The organism is Phycicoccus sp. Soil803 (assembly GCF_001429685.1).
Lineage (GTDB): Bacteria > Actinomycetota > Actinomycetes > Actinomycetales > Dermatophilaceae > Pedococcus.
Genome location: NZ_LMST01000001.1, coordinates 2,324,727 through 2,336,846 on the forward strand (window position 1 = coordinate 2,324,727; position 12,120 = coordinate 2,336,846).

10 protein-coding genes and 1 pseudogene are annotated in these 12,120 nt (G+C 70.8%); 5 read left to right on the forward strand and 6 right to left on the reverse strand.

Going from position 1 to position 12,120, the window contains the following annotated elements:
* Nucleotides 1–8 precede the first annotated feature (8 nt).
* Nucleotides 9–806 carry an SURF1 family protein gene (locus ASG95_RS10585; protein WP_057377432.1) on the reverse strand — a complete coding sequence of 266 codons (798 nt, stop codon included), beginning with the start codon at nucleotides 804–806 and terminating at the stop codon, nucleotides 9–11.
* Between the two features lie 32 nt (nucleotides 807–838).
* Here ASG95_RS10585 and moaA point away from each other — a divergent pair, with 32 nt between their 5' ends.
* Complete coding sequence (moaA, locus tag ASG95_RS10590) at nucleotides 839–1,885, forward strand: GTP 3',8-cyclase MoaA (protein WP_082592490.1); 1,047 nt, start codon at nucleotides 839–841, stop codon at nucleotides 1,883–1,885.
* A 31-nt stretch (nucleotides 1,886–1,916) separates the two neighbouring features.
* Here the strand turns inward: moaA and ASG95_RS10595 are convergent, their stop codons facing one another.
* Both ASG95_RS10595 and ASG95_RS10600 read right to left on the reverse strand, forming a co-directional pair.
* Nucleotides 1,917–2,126: a hypothetical protein gene (locus tag ASG95_RS10595; protein ID WP_056921071.1), complete on the reverse strand. Its 210-nt coding sequence runs from the start codon at nucleotides 2,124–2,126 to the stop codon at nucleotides 1,917–1,919.
* The gene (locus tag ASG95_RS10600) at nucleotides 2,126–2,446 is read right to left on the reverse strand and encodes a DUF3099 domain-containing protein (protein WP_057377433.1); all 321 of its coding nucleotides are present in this window, start codon (nucleotides 2,444–2,446) and stop codon (nucleotides 2,126–2,128) included. The genes ASG95_RS10595 and ASG95_RS10600 overlap by 1 nt, the downstream gene beginning before the upstream one ends.
* Before the next feature lie 122 nt (nucleotides 2,447–2,568).
* Here ASG95_RS10600 and ASG95_RS10605 point away from each other — a divergent pair, with 122 nt between their 5' ends.
* The 3 genes from ASG95_RS10605 to ASG95_RS10615 all read left to right on the forward strand — a co-directional run bounded on the left by ASG95_RS10605 (nucleotide 2,569) and on the right by ASG95_RS10615 (nucleotide 6,363).
* Nucleotides 2,569–3,279, forward strand: a complete 711-nt coding sequence (locus ASG95_RS10605) for a beta-ketoacyl-ACP reductase (protein ID WP_056921069.1) — start codon at nucleotides 2,569–2,571, stop codon at nucleotides 3,277–3,279.
* 64 nt (nucleotides 3,280–3,343) lie between these two features.
* Nucleotides 3,344–4,102, forward strand: a complete 759-nt coding sequence (fabI, locus tag ASG95_RS10610) for an enoyl-ACP reductase FabI (protein WP_057377434.1) — start codon at nucleotides 3,344–3,346, stop codon at nucleotides 4,100–4,102.
* Between the two features lie 41 nt (nucleotides 4,103–4,143).
* On the forward strand, nucleotides 4,144–6,363 hold the full coding sequence (locus tag ASG95_RS10615) for a tetratricopeptide repeat protein (RefSeq protein ID WP_056921067.1): 2,220 nt from the start codon (nucleotides 4,144–4,146) through the stop codon (nucleotides 6,361–6,363).
* A gap of 7 nt (nucleotides 6,364–6,370) precedes the next feature.
* Here the strand turns inward: ASG95_RS10615 and cphA are convergent, their stop codons facing one another.
* From cphA to serB, 3 genes are read right to left on the reverse strand one after another with little or no spacing between them, the layout of a single operon-like run.
* Nucleotides 6,371–9,226 carry a cyanophycin synthetase gene (cphA, locus tag ASG95_RS10620; protein WP_057377435.1) on the reverse strand — a complete coding sequence of 952 codons (2,856 nt, stop codon included), beginning with the start codon at nucleotides 9,224–9,226 and terminating at the stop codon, nucleotides 6,371–6,373.
* A gap of 38 nt (nucleotides 9,227–9,264) precedes the next feature.
* Nucleotides 9,265–10,134, reverse strand: a complete 870-nt coding sequence (locus ASG95_RS10625; protein WP_056921065.1) for a cyanophycinase — start codon at nucleotides 10,132–10,134, stop codon at nucleotides 9,265–9,267.
* Nucleotides 10,135–10,150: 16 nt separating this feature from the next.
* Nucleotides 10,151–11,374, reverse strand: a complete 1,224-nt coding sequence (serB, locus tag ASG95_RS10630) for a phosphoserine phosphatase SerB (RefSeq protein ID WP_056921064.1) — start codon at nucleotides 11,372–11,374, stop codon at nucleotides 10,151–10,153.
* Between the two features lie 253 nt (nucleotides 11,375–11,627).
* Between serB and ASG95_RS22415 the strand changes: the two are divergent.
* Nucleotides 11,628–11,756, forward strand: a pseudogene (locus ASG95_RS22415) (hypothetical protein); the annotation flags it as partial.
* Nucleotides 11,757–12,120: the final 364 nt, after the last annotated feature.

Genomic DNA, 12,120 nt, shown 5'->3' on the forward strand with positions numbered 1-12,120 from the left:
CCAGCCGCTCAGGCGTCCTCCTCGTCCCAGATCCGCACCTTCTTGACGGGCCTCGGGGTGCCCTCGGGGGCGGCCAGCTCGAGCCCCTCCCGGTACTCCCGCCGCGCCCCGAACCAGACCAGCACGAACCCCGCCACCATGCCCAGCCACCACTGGAACGCGTAGGCCTGGTGCGGGCCGAGGTCGGTGTCGGGGGCCTCCAGCGCAGTCGGTCGTGGGGGAGCGGTCCCGTCGGGGAGCCGCTCGACCTCGAGGATGACGTAGGCGCCGAGCAGTGGGCTGCCGACCTGGCTGCTGGCCTCCGCGAGGTTGATGCTGGCCAGCTGGCCGCGGGGGAGTGACTTGCCCAAGGACGGCTCGGAGCGACGCAGCCACCCGGTCACCGTCACGTCCCCGGTCGGCGCCGGGACGACATCGGGCAGCGTCTCGGCGGTCTGGGCGTTCTGCACCCAGCCGCGGTCCACGAGCACCGTGCCACCTGCTGCGTCCCGGAACGGCACCAGCACCTCGTAGCCGTAGGTGCCCTCGAACGGGCGGTTCCGGACGAGCAGGGTGGCGTCCGCGACATACCGGCCCTGCATGGTGACGCGGGTCCACTCGCGCGACAGCGGCATGGGGTCGGCACCGAGCAGGTCGGCGACCGGCTGGGGCTTGGCGTCGTAGTGGCTGTGGATGCGGTCGGCCCGTGCCGCCTTGGCCTCGTAGCGGTGCCACTGCCACTGGCCGAGGAAGAACGCGGCCACCGCGAAGGCCAGGGCGACCCCGAAGGCACCCAGCCACCGACGCGATGTGAGCACCTTGACCACTGCTTCACGGTACCCGGCTTAGGCTAGGGGTCATGACCGGCCTTCCCTTCCCGAGCGTGCGCGCTGACTCGCGCGCTCCTGCGGGGACCGTGGGCCTGCCCGACCAGCTCGGCCGGGTGGCGCGCGACCTGCGCGTCTCGGTGACGGACCGGTGCAACCTGCGCTGCCGCTACTGCATGCCGGCCGAGGGGCTCCCGTGGCTGGCCAAGCCCGAGATGCTGACCGACGACGAGCTGGTCCGCGTCATCGGGGTCTTCGTCGGGCTGGGTGTCCAGCAGATCCGGCTCACCGGTGGCGAGCCCCTGCTGCGCCGTTCGCTGGTCGACGTCGTCCGACGGGTCGCCGGCCTCGAGCCGCGCCCGCGGATCGCCATGACCACCAACGGGATCGGGCTCGACCGGCTGGCCCAGCCGCTGGCCGACGCCGGACTCGACCGGGTCAACGTCAGCCTCGACACGATCGACCCCCAGGAGTTCGCCGACCTCACCCGTCGCGACCGGCTCCACGACGTCGAGCTGGGGCTCAAGGCCGCGGCCGCGGCCGGGCTGACACCGGTCAAGGTCAACGCCGTCGCGATGCGGGGGATCAACGACCACTCGGTGGCTGACCTCCTGCAGTGGTGCCTCGACCGCGGCTACGAGCTGCGGTTCATCGAGCAGATGCCGCTGGACGCCCAGCACGGCTGGGACGCCTCGACGATGATCAGCGCCCAGGAGATCCACGAACGCCTCGAGGAGCGGTTCGAGCTGACCCCGCTGCCGGCCGCCGACCGGGGGAGCGCGCCGGCCGAGCGGTTCCTCGTCAACGGTGGTCCCGTGACGGTCGGCATCATCGCGAGCGTGAGTGCGCCGTTCTGCGCGGCCTGCGACCGCACCCGGCTCACCGCGGACGGCCAGGTGCGCAACTGCCTGTTCTCGCAGAAGGAGACCGACCTGCTCGGACCGCTGCGCGACGGAGCCAGCGACGAGGAGCTCGGCGCCCTCATCCAGGGCGAGATGTGGCGCAAGCTCCCCGGCCACGGCATCGGGACGGCCGACTTCGTCCAGCCCGACCGGCCGATGTCAGCCATCGGCGGCTGACCGACCCCTCTCGAAGGCTCGGCCCGACTGCTCAGCCGGCGGTCTCGGGGATCGCGTCCGCGGCCACCGTCTCGACCAGGAAGCCGCGGATCGACAGGAACTCGCCGAGCGACGTGCGGTGGTCGTCGCAGGCCAACCAGACCTTGCGACGATCGGGGGTGTGCAGCTTCGGGTTGTTCCAGAGGTGCGCCCAGGTGGCTGAGTTGCGGCACGCCTTCGCGCTGCAGACCAAGGACTCCATCAGCGACCGATCTGGTCAGGACCGTCGCCGCGCGGGGTCACCGGCGCCGAGGAGCCCGGCAGCCGGGGGCGCACGGCGTTGGCCAGCACGACGGCCACGTAGGGGAGCACGATGGCGGCCACCGCGAAGCTGCCCCAGAGCCACCACGGGGCACCCTGGGTGGCGGTCACGGCGGCGAGGACGAAGCACGCCGTGCGGATGCCCATGGTCACCAGGTAGCGGCGGATCCGGCCGGCCTGCTCCTCGGCCAGCGACTCCGGCACCGACGTCACCGACTGGACGACGGGCTCGTCGTGGTGGTGGCGGTGGTGGCGGGGCACATGTCCACGATAGGCGTCCTCGGATGCGGTGTACCCATGGGTAGTCGATAAGGTCGCGGCGAAGGCGCAGCGTGCGTGGGCGCCCGGCCCGGAGCATCGTCGAGAACCCCCGGAGGACATCCATGGCAGGTCGCAACGTGCTGGTCACCGGCGGCAACCGCGGCATCGGTCTCAGCATCGCCACCGCCCTCGTGGAGGCCGGCGACAACGTCGTCATCACCCACCGCTCGGGGGAGCCCCCGGAGGGCCTGCGCGGCGTCCGCTGCGAGGTGACCGACTCGGCGTCGGTCGACCAGGCCTTCACGGAGGCCGAGGAGATCCTCGGTGGTCCGGTGGAGGTCCTCGTGGCCAATGCCGGCGTCACCCGGGACACCCTGCTGATGCGGATGTCCGACGAGGACTTCGACGTGGTCATCGACACCAACCTCGCCGGGGCCTTCCGGTGCGCGCGTCGCGCGGTGAAGGGGATGATCAAGCAGCGCAAGGGCCGGATCATCTTCATCTCCAGCGTCGTGGGCCTCTACGGCTCGCCCGGCCAGACCAACTACTCCGCCAGCAAGGCCGGACTCGTCGGGCTGGCCCGCTCCATCTCCCGTGAGCTGGGCGGCCGTGGCATCACCGCCAACGTCGTCGCGCCGGGCTTCATCGAGACCGACATGACGGCGGAGCTGCCCGAGGACCGCAAGAAGACCTACCTGGCCACGATCCCCGCCGGACGGTTCGCCCAGCCGGAGGAGGTCGCGGCAGCGGTGCGCTTCCTCGCCGGTGACGACGCGGCATACATCACCGGTGCGGTGCTCCCCGTCGACGGCGGGCTCGGCATGGGCCACTGAGCCCGAGCCGGCAACCACACAAGACGAAAACCGCCATCACTTCCAACAGCGAAAGGCACCCCACATGCTGCTCGAGGGCAAGAAGCTCCTGATCACCGGCGTCCTGATGGACTCCTCGATCGCCTTCCACGTCGCGAAGATCGCGCAGGAGCAGGGGGCGGAGGTGGTGCTCACGTCGTTCGGTCGCACGTTCAAGATCACCCAGACCATCGCCAAGCGGCTGCCGACCACCCCGCCGGTGATCGAGCTGGACGTCACCAGCCAGGACGACCTCGACAGCCTGTCGGAGCGGCTCGGGGAGCACGTCGACCACCTCGACGGCGTCCTGCACTCCATCGGGTTCGCCCCCCAGGGTGCGTTCAACTTCCTCGAGGGCACCTTCGAGGACGTCTCGACGGCGATGCACGCCTCGGCCTACTCGCTGAAGTCGCTCGGGGTCGCGGCGCTCCCCCTGATGAAGGACGGCGGGAGCATCGTGGGCCTCACCTTCGACGCGAAGTTCGCCTGGCCGGTCTACGACTGGATGGGCGTGGCCAAGGCCGCCTTCGAGTCGACCAACCGCTACCTGGCCCGCGACCTGGGGCCGAAGGGCGTGCGGTGCAACCTCGTGGCCGCGGGACCGATCCGCACCACGGCCGCCAAGTCGATCCCCGGCTTCCAGACCTTCGAGGACACCTGGAACGAGCGGGCGCCCCTAGGCTGGGACGTCAACAACGCCGTCCCCGCCGCCCAGGCGTGCGCCGTGCTGCTCTCCGACTGGTTCCCGGCCACGACGGGTGAGATCGTCCACGTCGACGGCGGCGTCCACGCAATGGGGCAGTGACCACCGCTGCCCGCCAGCGCAGCCACAACTAGGCTCGCCGCATGACGTCTTCCCCCGCCGTCTCCGAGCCCGGATCCCTCACCCCGCCCGCCGTGGCGGTGACGGAGGTCCGGGTCCTGGAGGGGCCCAACCTCTACTTCGCCAAGCCGGCGATCAAGGTGAGCCTCGAGCTGCCGGGCTACCTCGCGGCCGACGAGCGGACGCTCACCGACCTGGCCACCAGGGTGGGCATGCGCAGCGCGCGCCCGGGAGCGCCCGGCACCGAGCAGCGCCAGCGCTTCGTCATGCGGCTCGTCGAGCGGGCGGTCCGCCGGCTGGCCGCCGCGAGCGGCACCACGCGTCTCGGTGTGCGGGTCCGTCCAGGGAGTGCCCCCGAGGCAGTCGTGATGGCCTTCGTATGGCGCCGCCGCACCCGGGCGCGCGCGCTCGGGCACGGTGTCGGCCCGGTCCTCCAGGCCTGGCTCGACGGTGGCGACGTGATCGAGGAGGAGGGGCTGGTCGTCGGGCGCACCGAGCCCGGTGACCGTCCGTCGATCCTCAAGCCGCAGATCCCGGTCGCGTCGATCACCGGCACCAACGGCAAGACCACGACGACCCGCCTGCTCGGCCACATCGGGATGACCGCCGGGCTCCGGACGGCCTGGTCCTCGACCGACGGAGTGGTGGTCCAGGGCGAGGTGATCGAGGCGGGGGACTACTCGGGGCCGGCTGGTGCCCGCGGCGTGCTGACCGCCCCCGGCGTCCAGCTGGGCATCCTCGAGACCGCCCGTGGCGGCATGCTCCTCAAGGGGATGGGCGTGACCTCCAACGACGTCAGCGTCGTCACCAACGTCTCGGCCGACCACCTGGGCCTGCAGGGGATCGACACCGTCGACCAGCTGGCCGAGGTCAAGGCCATCATCACCAAGGCCACCAGGCCTGGCGGCTGGGTCGTGCTCAACGGCGAGGACCCCCGGGTGTGGGCCATGCGCAACGGCATCAAGGGCAAGCCGTGGGTCTTCACCCTGCGGTCCGACGCCCCGGCGATCCGTGAGTCCCTCGACCTGGGCGGCCGGGCGATCACCGTGCTCGACGGGTCGGTCACCGTCCTCCAGAACGGGCAGGACCCTGACCGCCTGATCAGCATCCTCGACGTGCCGGCCACGCTGTCAGGCCTGTCGCACCACAACATCGCCAACGCCCTCGCCGGCGCCGCGGCTGCCCTCGGGCTCGGGTTGCCTCGTGCGGCCGTCGTCGAGGGGCTGCGCACCTTCGCTCCCGACGACAAGCTGAACCCGGGCCGGATGAACACCTACACGCTGCGGCGCGAGGACGGGTCGGCGATCACGGTCATCGTCGACCTCGCCCACAACGAGGCGGGGCTCGAGGCGCTGATGGACGTCGCGCACGGGCTCAAGGTGCCCGGTGGGCAGGTGCACCTGGGCCTCGGCCTGGCCGGTGACCGCACTGACGACCTGCTCGAGTCGATCGGCGAGGTGGCGGGGCTGCGGGCCGACCGGATCGTGGCCGCCCACAAGGCTCACTACCTGCGCGGGCGCACGATGGAGGAGCTGGAGTCGCACCTGCGGACCGGGCTCGCCCGGGCCGGGGTGTCCGACATCGAGTCCTACGAGACCGAGCTGGGCGGGCTGCAGGCGCTCGTACCCGGCGCCGCCGACGGCGACGTCGTGGCGCTGATGTGCCACGCCGAGCGCTCCCAGGTGGCGTCCTGGCTGGCCGAGCAGGGCGCCCGGGCCGACACCCCCGACGACATCCGCCGGAAGGTGGTGGCCGCGCGGGGTGAGCACGAGTTCGAGGCCCAGATCGCCGAGCTGTGGGAGCTGGCCGACGACCAGGAGCGGATCGACGCAGTGGCCCGGCTGCGCAGCCAGCGGCCGGCCGACCCGCGCCTGGTGTTCGAGCACGCGAGTGCGCTCGACGCGGCGGGCAAGGAGCAGGACGCCATCCCGCTCTACCGTGACTGCCTGGCAGCCGGTCTGCGCGAGCCGCAGCGGCACCGTGCCCGGATCCAGCTGGCCTCCAGCCTGCGGGTCGCGGGACAGCCCGAGCTGGCCTACTCGCTCCTGACCGAGCTCAGCACGGAACGGCCCGGCAGCGTCGCCGTGGAGGCCTTCCGCGCCCTGGCGGGCGTCGACAGCGGGCACGCCGAGTCGTCCGTCGCCGACCTGATCGAGGTGCTGCTGCACCATGCCGGCGACGAGGACGCCCTCGCCTACCAGCGTGCCCTGTCGGGGTATGCCGCGGAGCTGCGCGACCGCTAGCGGCGGCTCAGGTGGTGGCCGGCTCGACCTCGGCTGCCTCGGACGCCGCGGCGTCGTCACCGGACTGCTGCGCCTCTGACTGCATCTCGACCGGGTCGAGGTCGGGGTCGCCGATGCCCTCCTTGTTGTGGGCACCGGCCTGGGCGTGCTTGGTCATCTGCTCGAGCTCGCCGAGCACCTCGGCGTGCTGGTCGACGCAGAGCACCACGACGTCGCCGGGGTTGGCGCGCGCCATGCAGTGCCGGACGGCGTCGACCTCGTTGAGGACGATCTCGACCTGTCGGCAGCGCACGCCCTCCTTGCCGATCTCGCCCTTGGCCCCCTCGGCGATGAGGTCGGCGGTCTGGCCGGCCGGACGACCGCGCTTGCGCTCGTCCTCACGCACCACGACGACGTCGAAGTGGCGGGCTGCCAGCGACCCGAGCTCGCGCATGTCGTCGTCCCGCCGGTCGCCGGCGGTGGAGATCATGCCGATCCGCGAGACCTTGCCGAGGTCGGACTGACCGGCCTTCTGGTCGGCATACGACTCCACGAACTCGCCGAGCACCCGCATGCCGGGGGCGTTGTGGCAGTAGTCGACGAAGACGTCGACGTTGTGCACGTTGACGAGGTTCATGCGACCGGGGGAGAGGTAGTAGCTCGTCGTGAAGGTGCGCAGGCCCTGGCGGATCTCGTGCAGACCGGCGCCCGCGGCGAACGCCGCACCCGCGGCGGCCATGGCGTTGGCGACGTTGAACTTCGCCGTGCCACCGAAGGTCGACGGCAGGAGGTGGGTCCACGCGAGCTGCATCGAGCGGCGGCCGTGCTTGATGACGATCATGTCGCCGCGGTCGGTGTGGTCGAGGACGACGGCGCGTCCGCCGCGCCGGCAGTAGTCCTCGACGAACTCGCGGACCTTGCTACCGGGCGGCTGCAACGAGAACCAGACGATCCCGCCCGAGCAGCGGCGGCGCATCTTGCGGACGAGGTCGTCGTCGGCGTTGAGCACCGCGAAACCGTTGCGTGGCACCGCTTCCACCACGACGGCCTTGACGTCAGCCAGCTGCGCGAGGGTGTCGATGCCCTTCATGCCGAGGTGGTCGGGCGCGACGTTCGTGACGACGGCGACGTCGTTGCGGTCGTAGCCCAGGCCCTCGCGGAGGATGCCGCCGCGAGCCACCTCCATCACCGCGAAGTCGACGCGCGGGTTCTGCAGGACCATCCGCGCCGAGCGCGGTCCCGAGGCGTCGGCCTTGTAGACCAGGCGCTCGTCGATGACGATGCCGTCGGTCGACGTCATGCCGACCTTGTGGCCGATTCCCTTGAAGATGTGGGCGATCATCCGCGACGTCGTGGTCTTGCCGTTCGTGCCCGTGACGGCGACGATCGGCACGCGCGACGGGGAGCCGGGCGGGAACAGCAGGTCGACGACAGGCTTGGCGATGAACTGCGGCTCACCGACGGTGGGGTGGGTGTGCATCCGGAACCCAGGGGCAGCGTTGACCTCGCAGATCGCGCCACCCGTCTCGCGGACGGGGGAGGCGATGTCAGGACAGATGAAGTCGATGCCGGCGACGTCCAGCCCGATCATCCGGGCCGCTTCCTCGGCGATCTCCACGTTGTCGGGGTGGGCGTCGAAGGTCCGGTCCACCGAGATGCCACCGGTGGACATGTTGCCGGTCAGGGCGAGCTTGACCATCTGGTCCTTGGGCGGCACGTCGTCGAGCTCGAAGCCCTGGTCGCGCACCAGCCCGATCGCCGCGTCGTCGACCTTGATGCGGGTGAGCACCTTCTCGTGCCCGACCCCGCGCCGCGGGTCGGCGTTGGTGATCTCGACCAGCTCGGAGACGGTGTGGGTGCCGTCGCCGACCACGTGGGCCGGGACGCGCTCCGCGATGGCCTGCATCCGGCCACCCACGATGAGGCAGCGGTAGTCGCGACCGGTGACGTGGGACTCCACGATGACGTAGCCCCGCCGCGACTCGCCCTCGGCGATGACGAAGCTCGCCCGGACGGCTTCCTCGGTCGTGAGGTCGAGGCAGACCCCTCGCCCGTGGTTGCCGTCGAGCGGCTTGACCACGACGGGGTAGCCGATCCGCTTCGCGGCGGCCACAGCTCCGTCGGCGGTGCGCACGGTCTCCTGCTTGGGGACGGGCAGACCCGCCGAGCCCAGCAGTCGCGTCGTCATGTCCTTGTCGCTGGCGATGTCGACGGCGAGGGCGCCGGTCTTCGAGGTCATCGTCGCGCGGATGCGCTGGGCGTGGACCCCCTGGCCGAGCTGCACGAGGGAGGCCGAGTTGAGGCGGATGTAGGGGATGTCGCGGGAGATCGCCTCCTCGAGGATGGCGCCGGTGGACGGCCCGAACGCCGTGCGCTGCGCGCGACGCAGGAACACGTCGAGCTCCTCGGAGAAGTCGAAGCCCTCCTCGGCCTGCACGAGGTGGTTGACGAGCCGGACGGCGAGCGTGCCGGCGGCGAGGCCCACGGCCTCGTCGGCGTAGTCGTAGATGACGTTGTAGACACCGGTCTGGCCCTTGACCGCCCGCGTCTTGCCGCGTCGCAGGTCGTGCCCGGCCTCCTGCTGGAGCTGCAGGGCGACGTGCTCGGCGACGTGGCCGAGCCAGGTGCCCTCGCGCATCCGCTCGATGAAGCCGCCCTTCACTCCCCGCGAGCAGGTGTGGTTCTGCAGGTTCGGCAGCAGCTCGACCAGCCGGTCGGTGAACCCGTCGATGGTGTCCGTGGGGTACGCCTCGAGCACGCCGAGGTCGACCACGAGGTGGATCGCCGGACTGTACGACCAGATGTTCCCACCGCGGTAGACCCGCGACTCCACGATCGAGAGCTCGGGTGCAGCGGGACCGGTGGGGGTGGGGCGATCTGCCATGGGATCTCCTTGCGGGTCGGGCAGTGCGAGGCGGTGGGTCAGGCCTTGGCCGTTGCGAGGGCCACCGCGACATCGGGGTGCTTCTCGACGAAGTCGACGAGGCGAACCTCGGAGAGGTCGAACGTAGCGCCTGCGGGCAGCGAGTGCACGACTGCGCCGGAGACCATGAGGGGTGCACCCCGCCGGGCGTCGGGTGCGTCGGAGTCGGCGCTGCGGCAGTCGAGGACGAAGGCGACTCCGCTCCCGTGCACCGTGAAGAAGCGTCGGTCCCGCACCTCGATGGCGGTGTCCTCGTCGATGCCGACGCCGATCAGGTTGGGGGAGGCCGCGACCATCGACATGAGCCGGCCGTAGCGGGACCGCTGCGCGAAGTGCTGGTCGATGATCACTCCGTCGATCAGCCCCAGCCCTGCGGTGAGCTGGCCGTAGCGCTGTCGGGGCGTGACGCCCTCTTCGCCCATCGAGATCATGAACTGGCTCATGATCGAGGCGCCGGCCGACGTCCCGCCGATGACGGTGCCGCGCTCGTGGGCGCGGTTCAGGGCATCACCGAGCGGGGTGCCCGGGAACCGCTGGCTGAGCTTCAGCTGGCTGCCGCCACTCATGAAGATGCCGGTCGCCTGGTCGAGCAGGGCGACGAGCTCCTGGTCGTGGGCCGAGACGCGGTTCGGCGGGTTCACCACCGCGATCTCGGGGGCGCCCAGGCGGGTGAAGACCTCGCGGTAGGACTCGACGACCTCGTTCTCGAACGACGACGCCGTGGGGATGAGGACGATCCGCGAGCGCTTGCCACCCGCGAGCCGCACGAAGCGGCGGAGCACGGTCGCCTTGCCGACCCGGTCCTCTGCTCCGCCGATGATGAACAGTGTCGGAACCTTGCGACCCTTGCGGCCCTGCGTGCTTGCCATTGCGTCAGCCTAGGAGTCAGGGGGTGGGGATCGGCGGAGCGGGGGTCGGCGTGCCGTCTGCCTCGTCCGCCTCCTCGATCTCCTCGCGGGTGATCCCCAGGAGGTAGAGCACCGCGTCGAGGTAGGGCACGTTCACCGCGGTGTCGGCCTGCTCGCGCACCACCGGCTTGGCGTTGAAGGCCACCCCGAGCCCGGCCGCCTCCAGCATGTCGAGGTCGTTGGCACCGTCGCCGATGGCGACGGTGCGCGACAGCGGGAGGCCGGCCTCGGCGGCGAACCGGCGCAGAGCGGCTGCCTTTCCGGCCCGGTCCACGATGTCCCCGACCAGGCGTCCGGTGAGTATGCCGTCGCGCACCTCGAGGCGGTTGGCGTGGGCGTGGTCGATGCCCAGCTCGCGGGCGAGGTCCTCGACGATCTCGATGAAGCCCCCCGACACGATGGCCACGGTGAAGCCGAGGCGCTTGAGGGTGCGGACGAGAGTCCGTGCCCCCGGGGTGAACTGGACGGCGGCGCGCACGTCGTCGAGCACCGAGACGGGGAGACCTTCGAGGGCCGCGACCCGCTCGCGCAGGCTGTCGGCGAAGTCGAGCTCGCCCCGCATTGCGGCTGCAGTCACGGCGGCCACCTCGGCCTCTCGGCCGGCGTGGCTGGCGAGCAGCTCGATGACCTCGTCCTGGATGAGCGTGGAGTCGACGTCCATGACGACCAGCCGGCGACCGCGCCGGGCCAGGCCGCCGGCGGCGACCGCGATGTCGAGCCCGTGGACACTCGACTCCATGGCCAGCTCGCGACGGAGTCGGTCCACGTCAGCGCCGGAGACGTCGAACTCGACCGTGGTGACGGGGTAGCGCGACAACCGTCGGATGCGGTCGATGTTGGCGCCGTGGGAGGCGATGCGGGCCGTGATCGCCGCGACGCCGCTGGCGCGCAGCGGGGCCCCGAGGACGACGACCGCGGCCCGGCCGCCGCGTCGCTTGCGGCTGTCGCCGGTGCCGGACTTGATCTTCACCTTGAGGTCGAGGTCGCGACCGACGTTCGTCAGCACGCTGCGCAGCCGCTCGTGGGCCTCGCCGGCGGTGAGCAGCATCGCGAGGGTGAGGTGGCCACGGACGACGACCTGCTCGAGGTCGAGCACCTCGGCACCCACGTCGGCGATGGCGTCGAAGAATGTGCTGGTGACGCCCGGACGGTCCTCACCGGAGATGGTCACCAGGAGCGTCTGCGCGGTCAGGTCGGGCACCTCATCACACTATCGACGCCCTTCCACCAGCACGGCGACAGTCTCGCCATCCGGCCTTCGTGGACACGGCTGCGCAACCGTCTTTCGGTTCGTGCTGAAGGTAAAGAATCAGTATGAATCTGGCCAGTCACGTGCGGTCACATGCGTATAAGTCCATGGGTTCCTATCCTTCGTCATCCGGCTCGATTCGCGGACCGGACATTCGATGGGGGAATCATGAGAAGGACTTACCGGCTGGCCGCACCCCACCAAGAGCCACGGGGCATCGGTCTGGATGGACTACTACGTTGACTCAGGTTTGAAGAGTCCCAACGTCCTGGCGAGTGCTCGGATCACGAAGTACACCAACACGACGTGCAGCGCGTACTGGCGGACGAGCTGAGGCGACTGGCCTTGAGAGGTGAAAGGGCACGATGGGTGCGCCTCCTCGTGTGCATCGGAGTCGTGTTCGGATGGCTGGTGTCGGCCACGAACCACGGCCTTGGACCATGGTCCGAGTACTCGTCGAAGCTGATGGGCAGCAGCTGGGTCTGGCTGGCGGTAGCGGCTCTGTGCTGCCTGGGCGGGCGAGGATGGCGCGCGGCATCGTTGCGGGGTCTCGCATTCTTGGCCCCCGCAGTCGTCACGTACTACCTCGCCGATCTGCTCCAAGGAGCCTACGGCGGACCCCGGATCGACACCCTTGGGCTCCTGAGTGACGTTGCCGCCTATGGCGTCATGGCGTGCCTGGCGTCGGCGGCCCTGGG

Excerpts from the sequence above, each read along its gene's own strand:
- moaA (WP_082592490.1), top strand. The coding sequence starts at position 839 with ATGACCGGCCTTCCCTTCCCGAGCGTGCGCGCTGACTCGCGCGCTCCT.
- ASG95_RS10605 (WP_056921069.1), top strand. The coding sequence starts at position 2,569 with ATGGCAGGTCGCAACGTGCTGGTCACCGGCGGCAACCGCGGCATCGGT.
- cphA (WP_057377435.1), bottom strand. The coding sequence starts at position 9,226 with ATGGCAGATCGCCCCACCCCCACCGGTCCCGCTGCACCCGAGCTCTCG.
- ASG95_RS10615 (WP_056921067.1), top strand. The coding sequence starts at position 4,144 with ATGACGTCTTCCCCCGCCGTCTCCGAGCCCGGATCCCTCACCCCGCCC.
- ASG95_RS10625 (WP_056921065.1), bottom strand. The coding sequence starts at position 10,134 with ATGGCAAGCACGCAGGGCCGCAAGGGTCGCAAGGTTCCGACACTGTTC.
- ASG95_RS10595 (WP_056921071.1), bottom strand. The coding sequence starts at position 2,126 with ATGGAGTCCTTGGTCTGCAGCGCGAAGGCGTGCCGCAACTCAGCCACC.
- fabI (WP_057377434.1), top strand. The coding sequence starts at position 3,344 with ATGCTGCTCGAGGGCAAGAAGCTCCTGATCACCGGCGTCCTGATGGAC.